A 15,270-nucleotide genomic window follows, 5' to 3' on the forward strand; every position below is an offset into this window, starting at 1 on the left:
CAGATTTGAACTGTCGGGGGTAATAGTCATTTTCGACCTCTTGCATTTTCGCTCTACAAGATAGTCTCTCTAGTAGCTAGAGCTTCAAGAGGTGTAGACGGACTTTTCTCAATCAGTCAGCTTTGTCGTAGTGCAAGCGTCAAAGTGCCAGCATTTCAACCTTCATTTTCCGTTTTCGCAATTATGGATTTCTTGAGAATTTTTCTGTACACACCTCGGATGCGTAAATGGGTGTTAACCTTCCTAATCGTGATATACGCGGCGCTTCATTCCGTTGCCGTAATTGGTGCTGCCCAGGCTGCCGGGGAGCTAGTGCTTCCAGACCAAAAAGCAATTCAAACCGCCTCGATCGTGTCCGAAACACTAACGTCGCATAACATCAGGTGCTGCAATCACACGAGCAAGCAAGCAAAGTCCCAAAAACCCGCCAAGTGTGGAGCCGATTGCGTGTCAATTGCGGGTCCGTTGGAGGCGAGATTTCTGAAGTTGGAATTGGCATTGGGAGATACTGAGTTGCTTGGCCCTTTTTCCAGAGATCCAAAGCCTGAAAACAGGCCTCCAAGAAGTTACTGACACAAGGCAGCTACTTCGCTGCAAAGCTTCCTGCAATCGTCAGTATCACTCTGGAGAAAAGAGATGATTTCCCGTCGTAATTTACTTATTGGCTCCATCGGAGCAGTTGGAGCCGTTGTCGTACCTGCTTATGCACATGACAAAAAACCGTTCAAGATTGACCCCAAATTCGAACCGCAATCCGTACGATACTTTTCCTATCCTTCTGGGACGATAGTTGTCGATACGAAAAATCATTTCCTCTACCTCGTTCAGAGTTTCGGCAGGGCGAGACGCTATGGAATTGGTGTCGGCAAAGCGGGGTTGTCGCTGAAAGGAGAGGCAATTATTAGACGTAAAGCGGAGTGGCCTAGCTGGCGTCCAACCGCAAACATGATAAGCCGTGATCCCGGTAAATATCGGAGATACGCAAATGGGGTCCCTGGTGGGCCGAACAATCCCCTTGGATCAAGGGCGCTTTATCTTTATCGAAACGGTCGGGACACCATGTACCGGATCCATGGAACCACCGAACCTTCCTCGATCGGGCGATCCGTCTCTAACGGCTGCGTTCGGATGATCAATGCTCATGTTGAAGATCTCTATGAACGCGTTCCTTTAGGCACAAGAGTGGTCGTTTTGTGAGCACCCAATAGCGGCAAACTCCGGTCAGGCACGCGGCTGCATCCGGCGCGTGCCTTCACAAATGAGGGCTGCATTGGCCCAAGAAGACAGAAACCCAAGTGCGAGCTTTGGACGATCATGTGTCGAGCGTTTCATCTGACCGTTTTGATCGGCTTTTACGTATGGATAGAAAAGCCTTATTCGGTTGATCTGAAATGTCTTGGCTATTTCCCAAAAAGGACAAGTAGTATCTGAATGACTTACCTCTCAAGAAGATCCTTTCTTTCAGGATCGGCATGCTTTGCTAGCGTCGTTGTTAGCGGATGTGCCTCTGACAGGGCACAAATAAAACCAGTGCCTTATTCTGATGACCCAGCCTACATATCGATGTATGGCGCTATGCCAACCGAGCGGTTTCCGCTACCGGCAATTAACTTGAAAAAAGTTCCAAAGCGTTTCTACCGCCAGCAAGTTGATTACAACACTCCTGAAAAAGTGGGCACACTTGTTGTCGATACGCAAAACTTTTATCTCTACCTGGTTCAGGAAAACAAAAAGGCAATGCGATATGGAGTGGGGCTAGGTCGGGCCGGATTCGAATGGTCAGGACGGGCTCGGATTGCGCGCAAAACTGAGTGGCCCAAATGGACGCCGCCGGACGAAATGATCGAGCGGGAACCGGAACTCGAGAAATGGAGTTGGCAGAATGGTGGCATGCCTCCCGGGTTGGAAAATCCTCTAGGTGCACGCGCGCTTTATATTTTTCAGGGAAACCGCGACACGCTCTATCGCCTACATGGAACTGCGGAATACTGGACAATTGGCACGGCGGTTTCCAGTGGATGCGTCAGATTGATGAACCAAGACATTATCGATCTTTATGGACGCGTACCGGTTGGCTCACCGATTGTAGTTTTGTCGTGAAATGACAACCGACAAGCAATCCAGGATACCGGGGGCAATTTATGACAAATTGTCAGATTGTCCCTGATTACTTTGGGATCCGTTGTTCAGCCGCATGGCCTTAACACCTCACTAAGCCGCGGTTGCTAAACATCGCGGCGACCCGATTTAATTGCACGATGCGTTCACTGCGGAATGTCACGTTTCTTTAAAAGATTGATCATGCCCAAACAACGGAACATCCACTTCGCACACGCCCTCGCGCTCAAACTCCAGAGTGGTATGAACGATGCCGAAGGAATCTGATAGTTTTTCTTTCAGCTCCAACTTGATTGCCTCCAATTGGTTCCACTCAACTTCTTCGACGACTACATGAGCGTCCAGAGCTGGAGCGTTCTCTTCCATCTGCCATAGGTGTACATGATGTACCTCGCGAACCCCAGATGTTGCGCGCAGTAGATCTACGACATCATGTCCTGCGATGTCCAGGGGACTACCCAACATCAACGTTCTGACCGGTCCGCCAATCTCCGCCACTGCCAGATAGAGGATGTAGCCCGCAATACCGATGGTAACAGCGGGGTCGACCCATCGCATATCGAATAGGATGATCAAGGTCCCGCCGACGATTACCGCGACGGACGCCAGAGCATCCGATAAGTTGTGCAAGAACAGGGCACGAATGTTCTGACTTCCCTTTTGCATCGACCAGGTCAGTGCTGCTGTCAAAGCATCTACGCCGAGAGCAAACCCTGCGATAATCACGACCGTCCAGCCCTGGACGTCTGGTGGTTCAATCAGGCGCATTCCTCCTTCATAAATTAGGTAAAGGCCGACGATAATAAGGGTCGTATAATTGATGAGCGCAGCTACTGTTTCTATGCGTCCGTAGCCGAATGTCATACGCTCATCCGCAGGGCGTCGCGCAATCTTGCGGGCAGCGAAGGCAATAATCAGCGCGGCCATGTCTGAAAAATTGTGCAAGGCGTCTGCAATCAGTGCAAGGCTTCCGGCAAGGAGGCCGCCCACTATTTGTGCGATCGTCAGAAGGCCATTTGCCCAAATTGCCACGCCGACTCTGCGGTCGCCGCTTTGAGGATCGAGGTGCACGTGACTATGCCCGTGGTGGTCATGCGGCATCTGCGATACCTCCGTGATCATGGATTGCAGATCTACTGGGCTTTAATCGTCCTGATCGAATGGCACGGACGCGAGTGTTCATCCAGTGACGTATGATGAACCGGTAAAGCAAGCCTCTCACTCGTCCGAATTTTTGCATGTGCTCTGAATAGAATTGATCCGGCGTTTCAAACACACCAAAGTCCTGCTCGATGCCCGTCTCTTGAATGTAGGTGTCATGCCCCTCCCAGCGAACCGGTGGCGCGTCAAGGCAATCGGTGCCCGCACCGAAGCCACACAGGCTCTTGGTTCCGGAAAAGTTTTGCTGGAGAACGCTCAAGAATTTGTCATCTAGAATGAAGCCTTCGAGATTAATCCATTTCCCGTCGAACTCGACCTCGACCCAGGAGTGAAGGATTTCTTGCGGTGCGATCGGAAAGATCAAATCCGGGACGACACCACGTTGCAGCTCCTTGTGAATCATGAACCCTCGCAGGCGGCAAGTGATACCAACACCGCGCAATAGCGCCATTAGGAGCGTTCCCTTGGTGTTGCACTGGCCGTATCCATCTCGAAGTACTTCAGACGCGGGAATGTTGTCCGCCCGATTGTAGCCGAAGGCGATTTCGTTTCGAACAAAGTCGTAGATCGCGCCTATGCGATCGTACTGAGGCAAACGACGCCAGCTCCGATCTTCAGTCAGACGGACAATGGATGGTGCCCTGTAATCGAGTAACTGCGAGGCGGCAAGAAGGGGGGCAGCATCGGGCATATGATTGTTCCTCGTATCGACTGAGGATGAATGTAATTTCTATAGTCACTATAGGTTCAAGAGGTGATCACAAAAAAATCTAGGCTCTAAGCGACGACTGTTGCTCCCTGTCGACGGACAAAATTCCGACGACGCCCATCACTCTGGCTGTTCCACCGTCTCAGCCAGCTAGGAATCCGCGCGTTGTGATGTCTTCGGAATACAGTTTGCGAACTCACCGCCCCGATATCGGTCTCGACCGACGAAAGCCGTTAGGGTGAGACATTGGACTATCATCAGAGCCAAGTAATCAAAAGGCGGGCAAGTTCGGTGAAATGACCGTCAAAGTAATACCTACGCTCCGATCTCGTCGTGATCAGTTAGGCACTCGGAGTGGTCTCGAAGCACCTCAAGTACCCGGCAGTCAGCTGTGCGGCCACCGCTGCATTCATAGACCATTCGCTTCAATTCTGTGTGAAGTGCCTGTAAACGCGCTATGCGCTGCTCCACCTGCTTAAGCTGCCGACGTGCAATGGCATCTGCCATGTCGCAGGGCCGGTTGGGATGATCGCAGAGGTCCAGGAGCTCCCGGATTGCTTCCAATGAAAAACCAAGCTGCCGCGAATGGCGAATAAATGAAAGTTTGTCGAGTTGCTCATTACTATAGCGTCTCTGTCCCCCTTCAGTACGGTCCGGTTCTGGTAGAAGCCCGATCTGTTCGTAATAGCGAATAGTCTGCACTTTCGTGCCTGTTTTCTTTGCAAGACCGCCGATCGAGAGCATGGGTTAGTTATCCAAATACCAAAGTGTACGGGCCAAAAAGGACTTTCAGCAGCGCCGAACCTAAGCCAATTGCATCCGCGCGACAATCAAGCACGTCCCCAAAAGAGAGCTTGAACCTCTAGTGGCTTTAGGAATTATACGAGTACCGAAAAAGGTAAAATCAGTAGTCAGGTTCGCTTGCCGCATTCGAACTGTTTGACCTCCAAACGTGTCCAAACTCTGAGGTTTTCAGGGCGTGCCGGATGCTGGAGGTCGTGTTTTTTGGCAACCAAAGTCTTGCTGCTCCATCGGAAGCCCACGCAATGATAGACATTCTTGCACCGGTGTTAACCAAGGTACAAACGATCAACACCTCGATCGGTTCTGACCGGAACGCGCCTTTGAAACCGGCAATTGATTTACCGCCATTTGTCAGGGATAGCATTTGGTTCAACGACATGCCCGGCGAAGAGGTCTCCACCAATCTAGAAGAGGGGATCTGACTTTATGGCCCGCTTTTCCGGAGAGATGGCCCTAGTCCTTGCCTGGATCGTTTCACTCGTCGCCACACTCGCAGTATTGTTCATCGGCGAAGTGTTGGGCCAGACGCCTTGCGTGCTCTGTTGGTTTCAGCGTGCCTTTATGTTTCCGCTGGTTGTTGTCCTTGGTTTTGGTCTTTGGTGGCATGACCGCCGAGTTGGACGCTACGGTTTAGTGTTGGCAGTTGGAGGCGGAGCCGTCGCACTCTGGCACCTAGGCCTTTATACAGGCCTAATTCCTGAGCCCATTCAACCATGCTCTGCAACCGGTCCTTCCTGCACTGACTCCGACCAATTGTTCCTCGGCGTTCCCATCCCGTTGATGGCGCTCGTTGCGTTCGCTCTCATCGGCCTGTTGTCCGCCCTGTCACTCAAGGAGACACATAAATGAAACGCCGCGCCTTGATCTTGTCTGTGCTCGCACTTGGCAGTGCCAGCTTCGTCGGTGCCGCCTGGTATGTGAAACGCCAAGCGCCTTTGGAGAGTGCCCAATCTCTCGTCTCAGAGGGCAACGAGGTCCTTGTTCGGCCCTACTCACCAGTCCTTGGGCCAGAAAACGCACCGGTCACAATTGTCGAGTTCTTCGACCCCGCCTGTGAGGCCTGTCGCGCGTTTCATCCAATTGTGAAAGACCTCTTGGCGCAGCATGAACCCGCGGTTCGTGTCGTGATGCGTTACACGCCATTTCACGGTGCGGCATCAGAAGAAGCAATCCGAATCCTCGAAGCCGCACGAATGCAAGGTGTCTTCGAGCCTGTGCTGGAGGCTGTTTTGCGCGAACAGCCCAGGTGGGCTTCGCACGGCTCCCCACAGCCAGGTTTGATACTCGGAATTGCCGTGGCCGCAGGTCTTGATGCAGAGGCCGCGCGTACACAAATGCTTGCACCCGACGTCGTTGGGATCCTCAACCAAGACCGTGCGGACGTCGAAGCTGTTGGGGTGCGGCAGACACCAACATTCTTCGTAAACGGAAAGCCGTTGGATCCATTCGGCGATGTTGAGCTGCGGCGCCTGGTTTCGGCGGAAGTTGCTGCGGTTCAAAACTGAACAGCGATCTACAAAGGAAGAACGGCAATGAGAATGGTACTGTCCCAAACGCTGGCCGCACTCGTAATAATCATAGGGTTCTCTGCCGCCTCCGTGGCAGGCTCAGACAAAGTGCTAATTGAGGATGCATGGTCTCGCGCATCCATCGGTACCAGTCGTCCCGGTGTGGCCTACATGAAAATCCGTAATACCGGCGACCTTGCAGTAACGCTGAGAAGCATTGGTACGGATATTGCGCTGAAACCTGAAATTCACCGGACATCAACGACTAACCAAGGTGTGAGCTCCATGACGCCTGTCGGCGAAATCGAAATTGCTCCGGGAAAAGCAGTGATTCTGGAACCAGGAGGACTTCATGCGATGCTGATGGGGCTGCAACGGAAAATGACCGAGGGTGAAAGTTTCCTTATGACCCTGGCTTTTTCCGATGGTGGTGAAGTAACAGTCGAGATTCCAATCCTTGGCATCGCCGCACGTGGACCCGAGAGCTGATGCGGCAACGGCGTTTGCTTGAGTATGGCGTGCTTGGCGTCGCGGCAATCAGCTTTATTCTTTTCGTCGGCTGGTGGCGTGTCGATGGTCCGGGTGCACCGGAACCTTCCGATCGGCGTCCCCTTGATTTTCCTGCGATGGAGTTTCGGCTCACTGACCACGCAGGAAACGCGGTGGGCCCTGAAGTCCTAACCGGCCGCGCGACGATGGTGTTTTTCGGTTTCACTTTCTGTCCCGACGTTTGCCCCACCACGCTCTCGGACATATCGAGTTGGCTTGAGATGATGGGCGAGGACTCGGACCAACTTAATGTGATTTTCATTACAGTTGACCCCGAACGCGATACCGTCGACGCAATGGCTGAGTATGTGGGTTACTTTGACGCGAACATCCGGGGTTGGACCGGAACGAATGAGCAAATCGCGGTAGCGGCAGATATGTTCCGGGTCACCTATGAAAAGGTACCGACAGACGGTGAAGACTACACCATGAACCATACCGCGAGCGTCTTCTTGTTCAAAGCAGACGGTCAGTTTTCTGGGGCTATCGACTACCACGAGACCCGAGAAACCGCAGTGCCCAAAATTCGCCGCGCAATGACTGAAAAAGAGGAAGTGCCTCAATGAGCAAGAGGTATCTGATGAATGTCGGTGTGGCTTCAACGGTCCACTCGCCAAACTGATCCATACTCAAGGAGCGTCTTAACGGATGCTCCCCGGGCTGCAAGCGAACAGTGCCGGCATCCCCAAACCGCATCACCGCTTCTTGGCTATAAGTGCATTCGATCCATAACGAAAAGGCTCTGCTCCATGAAAAAATGTCTCACTGCTCTCATGTTCACTCTTGCATTGTCGTCATCTACGCAGGCTTTCGCTGACCAAAGTCTAGTCGAGGTCCGCAAGACCAACGGTTGCGGCTGTTGCCTGGCTTGGATGGAGCATCTTGAGGAAAATGGTTTCAATACGACCGGCGAGGACATGTTTGCCGGACCGTTGACGCGGTTCAAGATCGACAATGGCGTGCCCCAGCGAATGGCCTCTTGCCACACGGCACTTGTTGACGGCTATGTAATCGAGGGTCATGTGCCAGCGACCGATATTGGCCGTCTGCTATCAGAACGTACAGACGCGATTGGTCTCGCCGTGCCCGAGATGCCGCTCGGCTCACCGGGCATGGACCAGAGTGACGTGCGAGAAGCCTATGATGTGTTCCTCATTCAGCGGGACGGTTCGACGGAAATCTTCGCGAGTTATGCCAGCAATTGAGTGCACCTAAAGGATAGCAAAGATGAGACCAATTCTGCTGGTCGGGTTGGCAGGCGTTGCAATTGCGTTCTTTGTGGATCAGGTATCGAAGTCGATTATCGTCGCAAACAAAGCTAGTTTGACACCCAGTGTCTCCGTCTTTCCTGGTTTCAATCTTACTTACTTGCAGAACAGCGGCGTGTCATTTGGACTGCTGGGTGAAGCGCCCTGGTTTGTTCTTGTCGGGCTGGCGATTGCCGTTTGCGTCTGGTTGTCGGTGCTTTTGATCCGTGCAGAAAGCAGGTTCGAGGCCCTGGCTTATGGAATGATCATTGGTGGTGCTCTCGGAAATGTCACGGATCGGCTGCGATATCGCGCAGTGACTGACTTCCTTGACTTCTACTTACGCGCAGCACATTGGCCGTCCTTCAATATGGCCGATGTTTTCGTGGTCGGTGGCGTGGGATTGTTACTTCTTTCTCCGTGGTTGGCCGCTCGACATGCTGGTTCCAGCTGAGACAGTGTAGCGTTCTTTCAATAGAATTTACGCGACCCGCATACATAAAATCAGCAGGCATGAGGTCCCGAATAAGATGCGCATTTGATCTGGTCGAGGTTGTTGCGGCTGCAAAGCTCTCAAAAAAGAGCATTCGCATTTCTATCGGGCTACGCATGTCGCACGCCTATTTAGCTTTGACATCATTTGTAAGCGCCAAGTTAGAATTTCACGGTCGGTCTATTCAGGATGTCACACTTCCCGCTTTGTTGAGCGTTGGGAGTTTGGGCATGGATGGGTTTTGATGAGTGAGCGAGATTTGAATCGGGTCGAGATCCTGGCGCAGGTTGATGACGGCCATATCAACGTCACGACTGCGGCCAATCTAATGAACATGTCCAGGCGGCACGTTTATCGTCTGTTGGCCCGGTTCCGCTCCGAAGGTCCTGGCGGGATCCGTCATCGTGCCAGAGGCCGCCGCCCAAACATCGCCATCCATCCCGTCAAGCGTGAGTATGCGATGACATTGGTGCGCGAGCGCGACGAAGACTTTGGCCCGACGCTGGCGGCCGAGATGCTTTTGGAACATCACGGTTTCAAGGTCGGCCGGGAGACGCTGCGCCAGTGGATGATCGAGCATGGTCTGTGGCTGTCCCGCAAGCAGCGCCGGCGGTTCCATCAGCCACGGCTGCGCCGGGAATGCTTTGGCGAGCTGGTGCAGATCGACGGCAGCGAGCACCGCTGGTTCGAGGAGCGTGGCGACCCGTGCACGTTGCTGGTGTTCATCGACGATGCCACCAGCACCTTGATGGAACTGCGGTTTGTCCGCTCGGAAAGCGCCTTCAGCTATTTCGAGGCACTGGAATCCTATCTGACCCATCACGGCCGACCTGTTGCATTCTACTCCGACAAGCATTCCGTTTTCCGGGTCAACAAGGCAGATTCCAAAGGCGGCCAGGGCATGACCCAGTTCGGCCGGGCCTTGTCGGAGCTCAACATTGAGATTCTGTGTGCAAACTCAAGCCAGGCCAAGGGCCGTGTCGAGCGCGCCAACCGTACCCTTCAGGACAGGCTCGTGAAGGCCCTGAGACTGGCTGACATCGGAACGATCGAAGACGCCAACCGATCCTGCCAACATACATCGAACGCTACAACGCGCAGTTTTCCAAGGTTCCTGCCCGGCCTGACAATCTTCATCGGGGGCTCAAGGTGGAGCCGGACCGTCTTCAGGACATCCTGTGCTGGAAGGAGAAGCGGTATGTGACAGCACAGCTGGCTGTTTCCTACGAGCGCAAGCGGCTGATCCTGGAAGAGAACGAGGTGACAACAGCCCTGCCCGGCAAATATGTCGAGACACGTCAGTTTGCCGACGGCCGTCTTGATGTTCTCTGGAACGGGGTTTGCCTGCCGTTCAAGGTGTTCGACACGGGCCAGCGGGTTTCGCATGCGGCAATTACCGAGAATAAGCGTCTCGGTGATGTCCTATCCTGGATGAAGGAACAACAGGAAGCCAACCTGCGACCGCCGAAGGTCAAGTCGTCGAGCGAGAAAGGCGGATACCCGCAAGGTTCTGTCCTGGCGCATCTCCAACACGCTGGAGGCGGACTTTTGCGTTGAAGCGTTGAACGAAGCAATCCACCGGTTCGGCACCCAGATCTCGATGGACGGTAAGGGCCGTTGCCTCGACAACATCTTCATCAAGCGCTTGTGACGGTCCTTGAAGTATGAATGTGTCAATCTGCACGCTTGGGAGACAGGATCGCAGGCCAAAGCCGGCGTGGCAAAATGGATCTCCTTTTACTATCACCAGCGGCCTCACGCCGCCCATGGCGCACAGCCGCCCGCCGTGGTCTACTTCACTCAAACCGAAACCGACCAGCAGGGACAGAGAGTAGCTTAATCTATCCCGGAAACTGTCCAAGGGTTGGGACGTACCTCACTTATGGCCGAGCCCAACCAGTCCCGGAAACTTTTGGCCATCGAACGGTCGCCTTCTCACATTCCAGAATTTTCAGCCATATTTTCCCGGAAAGATGATGTCCTGATCGACCAAGATGTTGAAATTATGCCCCGGCCGGATTTGTAGTGTCGGCTGGACATCCAGGTTCTTGTTTATGGTCCGTTCGACTACCCGGCCGAACACTTCCGCGAAGTTCCGGCGGGCGGCATCGGACGCCGTATCCTGAGTGGCAAGCGTAGAGCTTTCCGGAACTGCCATATCGATCCCGGTCCCTATTACTGCTAGAAGTGCCGCAGATCCGAATGTCCGAAAATAGTGATTATTCACCTTGTCTTTGAAGCCACCATAGCCTTCGCCATCGACGCCCCCCATGGAGCCGATCTGCAAGGTGGCGCCGTTCGGGAAAACAATATCCGTCCAGACGACCAGAACCCGGTTTTGACCAAACGACACATCGGAGTCGTACCGGCCGAACAGCTTGGTTCCTTGAGGGATCAGAAGCATATGGCCTGTTGCGCTGTCATAGACGTTCTGTCTGACCTGGCCAGTGATCCGGCCGGGAAGATCTGAATTGATACCGGTGATCAGCGTTGCCGGAATCACGGATCCACGCTTCAATTCATAGGGCGACTGCTGAGGAACCACGCGGTTCGCTAGATATCCAGCTTCGGAAATGTCCTGGTTGAAAAAGGCTTGTTTGCCGTATTGCCCGTTGGGATCGGCATTGGCAGTCCCGCCTTGAGCCGCCTGCAGGGCAGCTGACAGGAGATCAGGAGACGTTGGACCTCGCGTAAAGGTGCCGTTACCCGTTTGATTGCCCTGGGTGGTTTGAACCCCCTCCCCCTGGCCTTGCAGGTCGCTCAGATTCACGGTGGTGGGGCTGTCATGGGCGGCATCGATTGATTGAAGCCGCTTCATCCGTTGCCGATGCATCTCCTGCAGTTGTTGTTCCTCAAACCGCTGGTCCAGTTGAGCACGCCAATCCGGTTCGGATTGCTGAGGGGGAATGGTCTCGTCGGGGTTGCCTGGTTCCGGTTGAAACGGGTTCCCGAATGGCCTCTGAACTTGAACTGTCTCGGGGACCGCGGCTCTGACCGGGTCTGGTTGAACCGCTGCAATAAGCTGACTGGGAGGATCAATGACGCCGTTGCTGATGCCGGCTTTGAGCTGATCCGCAAAGCCACTCGCCGGCGCGCCGCCTTCGTCTCCGGCGACATTGTCGCCTGAGTTGATGCCACGGTTGGCAAGGCCGATGATGATCACGACGCCGAACACGACGACAAGCCCGACGAACAAGAAAATGGGAAGTTTGTTCAGGCGCCGGATCTTGGGGGCGTCATCGGGCCGGATATCGCCACCCGCCAGATGCACGTTCGAATCCGAATTGTTCATGAGTGCACGCCTCTAGACAGTTCTGGTCAAAACGGAAACCGGGCTCGTCGGTGATGCTCCGCTTGGCGTTGCCTGATAGGTCCGTGCCAATTCGACAGTTGGCGTGGTGAGACGAGCGAAGATCTGCCCTGCATCGGAATCGATCGTGTAGGCCAGGGGAATGATGTTATCGCCTGATGGCTGTTGATCCGCTTCGGCGACCGCGTACCCCCATCCGCGCAAGGAATTTTCCAAGGCCAGGGCGAACTCTGAATTGTCAGCCTTGAGGGCAATGGTTCCCGTTCCTGCCCCGACATGCTCGGAGAGTTTCGCAACCATATCGCCGGCGACGATGCTCGCAGCGGAAGGAGACAGATTGGCGGCATCAATGCTTGTTGTTGGGTTGAACCAACCACTTTCCGACGTCATACAGCCAGCCATCGGCGTTGCCAGAACAGAAATGCCAATGGCCTTTAGAATTGAGCGGCGCGTGTGCGACATGGTCACCCTCCTCTGTTGATACGAATTTTTTGCTGGCTGTAGCCAACACCAGAAACGAGCACCGCCTGGTCGATCATGTAGTCCACGATCATGAGGCTGCCCTTCAGGCGATAATTGACGATCTGGTTCTGTCCGCCGGCGGTGACATAAAGAACCGGGGCATCACCGGACGCCATTCCACTCGGAAATTGGATGTAGGTCTTGAGACCGTCCGAATAGACGCGCGTCGGCCGCCAGCGGGCTTGACCATGAACATGGAATTTGAAGTCCAGGTTTTCGGCCGGGACGCCTGCACCCGGAATGGTGTTGGCTTCGAGCTGTCGATTAGCCGCCTCGAACTTGGCCTGGATATCTTCCGGGTAATCGAAGCCTACCCGGGCCATGTAACGGTGACTGTCGCTTTGAAGTTTGATCTGATAGGTGCGCCTCGACGTCGTCACCACCATCGATGTGACAAGTCCGGGTTCTGTCGGCTTGATGATCAGGTGAACCGAGTTTCCGGTCGGGCCTCCAGATGTTGCAGGATCCACCTTCCAGCGAACCGTATCCCCGACCATGACGTTGCGAACAGCTTCCCCGGGCTGCAATTCGATGTCGCAGACCTGCAGGGGAGCACAGACAACGGTCGGCTGAACCTGACCATAGAGATAGATCACCTTGCCGTCCGGACCTTTGGTGATGACGCCGCGACCATTGCGCCAGTCGCTCGACAGACCAAGGGCCCGCAGTTCCTTAGCTGTGTAGTCTGCAGCCAAGGCTTGAACAGGTAAGGCGGTGATGGCTGTCGCAGCCGCGAGCATACTCATGCCGGCGCGCAGCCAGTTTTTCTGAAACATATTTCTTACTCTTTGAGTGTGCGAATTGCTTACAGCTGGGCGGTCCAGTCGAAGTCCTTGAGATAAAGACCGATCGGGTTGAGCCGGATGATCGCTTCGTCCTGCGGAGGCGAGAGCGTGACATTTGCTACCCCGCGCCAGCGCTTCGTTTGAAGCTCCTTGCCCTTCCGGTCCCGTTCGATTTCTGTCCAGTCGATCTGATAGGATTGATTGGAGAGCGGCACGATGCTCGTCACCTCGACGGAGACAGTGCGGGATTGCGCCCGGTCGAAAGGAGAGTTCGTCCGGTAGAAATTGTTGACCTTCTGGGTGGCCACATCTGTCTGCCGCAGCATCGCATAGACCCGGTCGATGTAGCCCTTCGCAACGACCGTATCTGGCGTGACAGAGCGGAAAGTCGCAATCCAGGCTCCGAGCATGGAGCGGACGACACGCTCATCGGCATATTCGATCTGAGCCGGGAAGCCGCCGATCGCAGGCGTGCCGAGTTTGTCCACCTCGACGATATACGGGACCAGTTTGACCTGAGTGCTCTGGTAGAGCGCAAAGCCGAAGCCGATTGTCGCCATCGCCAAGGAAATAAGACCGACACCCTGCCATACGCGGGCGGTACGGATGTACGATCCGTATCGCTCGTTCCATTCCATCCGCGCGGCAAGATAGGGATTATCAATTGAAGTATGTTTTGCCATCTATTTGCCTATTGCTCAGGAGGATTTGGGCGAAGACCCGCCGCCAGTTGGCTTGTTCGGCAGGGATTGCCGCAGTTTGTGATTGGCGAGACCTAGCGCCGAGGCGTTTCCTGCATGAGGCGCGCCAGAGAGCTTGTCTGCGGCAGCTGATGAAAGGGCTGCAAAGGGAGCCATAGCGGCCTGCGCCGCAGCTTGCCCTCTCGAAGATCCATCGTTCCTGGCGGTTTCGTATGCTGCCTTCGCACCGGCGGCCATTTGAGCGCTGCCGATAGCGGTTCCGGCAGCGAAAGTGCTGGTCTGTGTTCCGTGACGAATGACTTCCATACCATTGCTGACGGAAACGCCTTGGACGACACCCTGAATGATCTGTGGGACGTAGATAGCGATCATGAAAATCACGACCGATATGCCGGCGATTGTTAGAGCTGCAATGAACTCGTCATCTGGAGATACGTTTTGTGCTAATCCGATAAGGGTGTCAGATCCAATTTTTGCGATCATCACGAGAGCCATAAGCTTCATGCCGACCGAGAACGAATAGACCAGGTATCTGATAGCGAAATCTTTGGTATGCGAGGAACCTCCCAAGCCGAGCATGATAATGCCCGCCAGTATTCCAATATACATTTCGGCCATCACTGCGACGAAAATTGCAGCGACAAGGGAAAAGCAGATGACCACCACGACCATTGCTATGACCGAAGCAATCGCGAGGCCGTTATCTGCCAATAGACCGAACTGTACATTGTTGGACATGATGCCGGCGACGGTAATCCCAGCGTTGAAAATGTTAGCAGGTGAAGCAGATCCACCTCCGGCACCGATCTGAAAAAGACTGTCTACAATCGCCTGAGCGAAACTCGGCCCATTGGTGAGCACGAAGGCAAAAAAGCCGACGAACATGACACGGCGAATGAGCTCTGAGACCCAGGTTTCCAAAGAGGCGGCCTGAACGGCCAGCCAGACGGCCGCTATGCCAAATTCAATTCCAGCAAGGATCCAAAATAGCGAACGAGCGGCATCGGCTATCGTCGTTTGCCATCCTTGTGCCGCCGCTTGTATCTGATTTTGGACAGTCGACAATATTGTGCCGTCTTGTGCCAGTGCCATGCTTGATCCGAAAAACAGGCTCAAAATGGCTGTAAACAGAACAATCCGTTTTTTGGTGGTCATCAGTTCCCACCTTTCGAATTGCCGAAATCAGGTTTCATTTCTTGCCCACCCGTCATGGGGTATTTGGTGGGATCAAAGGCGGTTGACCTATTTTCGTATTTCTCCTGCTTGGTTTCAGATTTGCCTTGAAATACAAAGATAAAGGTCGCGATCGCTGTAGCACTCAAAATCAGTAGAGCGACTATGAAGATATAAGATTTGTTCATTT

General features: G+C 54.0%; 18 protein-coding genes and 2 pseudogenes. 11 read left to right on the plus strand and 9 right to left on the minus strand.

What is annotated here, in order from left to right; translation table 11 throughout:
* The first annotated feature begins 636 nt into the window (after positions 1 to 636).
* Positions 637 to 1,197: a L,D-transpeptidase gene (locus J7447_RS29395; RefSeq protein WP_197923324.1), complete on the plus strand. Its 561-nt coding sequence runs from the start codon at positions 637 to 639 to the stop codon at positions 1,195 to 1,197.
* A gap of 234 nt (positions 1,198 to 1,431) precedes the next feature.
* A complete protein-coding gene (locus tag J7447_RS29400; protein WP_209171670.1) occupies positions 1,432 to 2,100 on the plus strand; it encodes a L,D-transpeptidase in 669 nt (222 codons plus the stop codon).
* A 177-nt stretch (positions 2,101 to 2,277) separates the two neighbouring features.
* Here J7447_RS29400 and J7447_RS29405 read toward each other — a convergent pair whose 3' ends face one another.
* The 3 genes from J7447_RS29405 to J7447_RS29415 all read right to left on the minus strand — a co-directional run bounded on the left by J7447_RS29405 (position 2,278) and on the right by J7447_RS29415 (position 4,732).
* Positions 2,278 to 3,219 (minus strand): cation diffusion facilitator family transporter, encoded by a 942-nt coding sequence (locus J7447_RS29405; protein WP_168693790.1) that lies wholly within the window; start codon positions 3,217 to 3,219, stop codon positions 2,278 to 2,280.
* The gene (locus J7447_RS29410) at positions 3,209 to 3,970 is read right to left on the minus strand and encodes a transglutaminase family protein (RefSeq protein WP_168693791.1); all 762 of its coding nucleotides are present in this window, start codon (positions 3,968 to 3,970) and stop codon (positions 3,209 to 3,211) included. Before J7447_RS29410 ends, J7447_RS29405 begins: the two co-directional genes overlap by 11 nt.
* 333 nt (positions 3,971 to 4,303) lie before the next feature.
* Complete coding sequence (locus tag J7447_RS29415) at positions 4,304 to 4,732, minus strand: helix-turn-helix domain-containing protein (RefSeq protein ID WP_168693792.1); 429 nt, start codon at positions 4,730 to 4,732, stop codon at positions 4,304 to 4,306.
* 242 nt (positions 4,733 to 4,974) lie between these two features.
* Between J7447_RS29415 and J7447_RS29420 the strand changes: the two genes are divergently transcribed.
* The 9 genes and pseudogenes from J7447_RS29420 to J7447_RS31440 all read left to right on the plus strand — a co-directional run.
* Positions 4,975 to 5,214 carry a hypothetical protein gene (locus tag J7447_RS29420; protein WP_168693793.1) on the plus strand — a complete coding sequence of 80 codons (240 nt, stop codon included), beginning with the start codon at positions 4,975 to 4,977 and terminating at the stop codon, positions 5,212 to 5,214.
* 4 nt (positions 5,215 to 5,218) lie between these two features.
* The gene (locus tag J7447_RS29425) at positions 5,219 to 5,641 is read left to right on the plus strand and encodes a disulfide bond formation protein B (protein WP_168693794.1); all 423 of its coding nucleotides are present in this window, start codon (positions 5,219 to 5,221) and stop codon (positions 5,639 to 5,641) included.
* Positions 5,638 to 6,297: a thioredoxin domain-containing protein gene (locus J7447_RS29430; RefSeq protein WP_168693795.1), complete on the plus strand. Its 660-nt coding sequence runs from the start codon at positions 5,638 to 5,640 to the stop codon at positions 6,295 to 6,297. Before J7447_RS29425 ends, J7447_RS29430 begins: the two co-directional genes overlap by 4 nt.
* A 27-nt stretch (positions 6,298 to 6,324) precedes the next feature.
* Positions 6,325 to 6,789, plus strand: a complete 465-nt coding sequence (locus tag J7447_RS29435) for a copper chaperone PCu(A)C (RefSeq protein ID WP_168693796.1) — start codon at positions 6,325 to 6,327, stop codon at positions 6,787 to 6,789.
* A complete protein-coding gene (locus tag J7447_RS29440) occupies positions 6,789 to 7,415 on the plus strand; it encodes an SCO family protein (RefSeq protein WP_168693797.1) in 627 nt (208 codons plus the stop codon). The genes J7447_RS29435 and J7447_RS29440 overlap by 1 nt, the downstream gene beginning before the upstream one ends.
* A 183-nt stretch (positions 7,416 to 7,598) precedes the next feature.
* Positions 7,599 to 8,054 (plus strand): DUF411 domain-containing protein, encoded by a 456-nt coding sequence (locus J7447_RS29445; protein WP_168693798.1) that lies wholly within the window; start codon positions 7,599 to 7,601, stop codon positions 8,052 to 8,054.
* Positions 8,055 to 8,076: 22 nt separating this feature from the next.
* A complete protein-coding gene (lspA, locus tag J7447_RS29450) occupies positions 8,077 to 8,550 on the plus strand; it encodes a signal peptidase II (RefSeq protein WP_168693799.1) in 474 nt (157 codons plus the stop codon).
* A 283-nt stretch (positions 8,551 to 8,833) separates the two neighbouring features.
* Positions 8,834 to 10,098, plus strand: a pseudogene (locus J7447_RS29455) (ISNCY family transposase); the annotation flags it as partial.
* A pseudogene (locus tag J7447_RS31440) lies at positions 10,088 to 10,429 on the plus strand (integrase core domain-containing protein); the annotation flags it as partial. The pseudogenes J7447_RS29455 and J7447_RS31440, both read left to right, overlap by 11 nt.
* 111 nt (positions 10,430 to 10,540) lie before the next feature.
* On the opposite strand, the gene trbI reads toward J7447_RS31440, so the two are convergent.
* The 6 genes from trbI to J7447_RS29500 all read right to left on the minus strand — a co-directional run bounded on the left by trbI (position 10,541) and on the right by J7447_RS29500 (position 15,268).
* Positions 10,541 to 11,881, minus strand: coding sequence for an IncP-type conjugal transfer protein TrbI (gene trbI, locus J7447_RS29475; protein WP_209171673.1), 1,341 nt, complete (start codon positions 11,879 to 11,881; stop codon positions 10,541 to 10,543).
* Positions 11,882 to 11,893: 12 nt separating this feature from the next.
* Positions 11,894 to 12,361 (minus strand): conjugal transfer protein TrbH, encoded by a 468-nt coding sequence (trbH, locus tag J7447_RS29480; RefSeq protein WP_209171674.1) that lies wholly within the window; start codon positions 12,359 to 12,361, stop codon positions 11,894 to 11,896.
* A 2-nt stretch (positions 12,362 to 12,363) separates the two neighbouring features.
* Positions 12,364 to 13,161, minus strand: coding sequence for a P-type conjugative transfer protein TrbG (gene trbG / locus J7447_RS29485; RefSeq protein ID WP_269586481.1), 798 nt, complete (start codon positions 13,159 to 13,161; stop codon positions 12,364 to 12,366).
* A 65-nt stretch (positions 13,162 to 13,226) separates the two neighbouring features.
* Complete coding sequence (trbF, locus tag J7447_RS29490) at positions 13,227 to 13,889, minus strand: conjugal transfer protein TrbF (protein WP_209171676.1); 663 nt, start codon at positions 13,887 to 13,889, stop codon at positions 13,227 to 13,229.
* A 15-nt stretch (positions 13,890 to 13,904) separates the two neighbouring features.
* The gene (gene trbL / locus J7447_RS29495; protein WP_209171677.1) at positions 13,905 to 15,062 is read right to left on the minus strand and encodes a P-type conjugative transfer protein TrbL; all 1,158 of its coding nucleotides are present in this window, start codon (positions 15,060 to 15,062) and stop codon (positions 13,905 to 13,907) included.
* Complete coding sequence (locus tag J7447_RS29500) at positions 15,062 to 15,268, minus strand: DUF2749 domain-containing protein (RefSeq protein ID WP_075284014.1); 207 nt, start codon at positions 15,266 to 15,268, stop codon at positions 15,062 to 15,064. The genes trbL and J7447_RS29500 overlap by 1 nt, the downstream gene beginning before the upstream one ends.
* Between the last annotated feature and the right edge of the window lie 2 nt (positions 15,269 to 15,270).

The organism is Labrenzia sp. R5_0, from assembly GCF_017743835.1.
GTDB lineage: Bacteria > Pseudomonadota > Alphaproteobacteria > Rhizobiales > Stappiaceae > Roseibium > Roseibium algicola.

Coding starts and splice junctions, on each gene's coding strand:
- J7447_RS29395 (WP_197923324.1), top strand. CDS start 637: ATGATTTCCCGTCGTAATTTACTTATTGGCTCCATCGGAGCAGTTGGA.
- J7447_RS29400 (WP_209171670.1), top strand. CDS start 1,432: ATGACTTACCTCTCAAGAAGATCCTTTCTTTCAGGATCGGCATGCTTT.
- J7447_RS29405 (WP_168693790.1), bottom strand. CDS start 3,219: ATGCCGCATGACCACCACGGGCATAGTCACGTGCACCTCGATCCTCAA.
- J7447_RS29410 (WP_168693791.1), bottom strand. CDS start 3,970: ATGCCCGATGCTGCCCCCCTTCTTGCCGCCTCGCAGTTACTCGATTAC.
- J7447_RS29415 (WP_168693792.1), bottom strand. CDS start 4,732: ATGCTCTCGATCGGCGGTCTTGCAAAGAAAACAGGCACGAAAGTGCAG.
- J7447_RS29420 (WP_168693793.1), top strand. CDS start 4,975: ATGCTGGAGGTCGTGTTTTTTGGCAACCAAAGTCTTGCTGCTCCATCG.
- J7447_RS29425 (WP_168693794.1), top strand. CDS start 5,219: ATGGCCCGCTTTTCCGGAGAGATGGCCCTAGTCCTTGCCTGGATCGTT.
- J7447_RS29430 (WP_168693795.1), top strand. CDS start 5,638: ATGAAACGCCGCGCCTTGATCTTGTCTGTGCTCGCACTTGGCAGTGCC.
- J7447_RS29435 (WP_168693796.1), top strand. CDS start 6,325: ATGAGAATGGTACTGTCCCAAACGCTGGCCGCACTCGTAATAATCATA.
- J7447_RS29440 (WP_168693797.1), top strand. CDS start 6,789: ATGCGGCAACGGCGTTTGCTTGAGTATGGCGTGCTTGGCGTCGCGGCA.
- J7447_RS29445 (WP_168693798.1), top strand. CDS start 7,599: ATGAAAAAATGTCTCACTGCTCTCATGTTCACTCTTGCATTGTCGTCA.
- lspA (WP_168693799.1), top strand. CDS start 8,077: ATGAGACCAATTCTGCTGGTCGGGTTGGCAGGCGTTGCAATTGCGTTC.
- trbI (WP_209171673.1), bottom strand. CDS start 11,881: ATGAACAATTCGGATTCGAACGTGCATCTGGCGGGTGGCGATATCCGG.
- trbH (WP_209171674.1), bottom strand. CDS start 12,361: ATGTCGCACACGCGCCGCTCAATTCTAAAGGCCATTGGCATTTCTGTT.
- trbG (WP_269586481.1), bottom strand. CDS start 13,161: ATGCTCGCGGCTGCGACAGCCATCACCGCCTTACCTGTTCAAGCCTTG.
- trbF (WP_209171676.1), bottom strand. CDS start 13,889: ATGGCAAAACATACTTCAATTGATAATCCCTATCTTGCCGCGCGGATG.
- trbL (WP_209171677.1), bottom strand. CDS start 15,062: ATGACCACCAAAAAACGGATTGTTCTGTTTACAGCCATTTTGAGCCTG.
- J7447_RS29500 (WP_075284014.1), bottom strand. CDS start 15,268: ATGAACAAATCTTATATCTTCATAGTCGCTCTACTGATTTTGAGTGCT.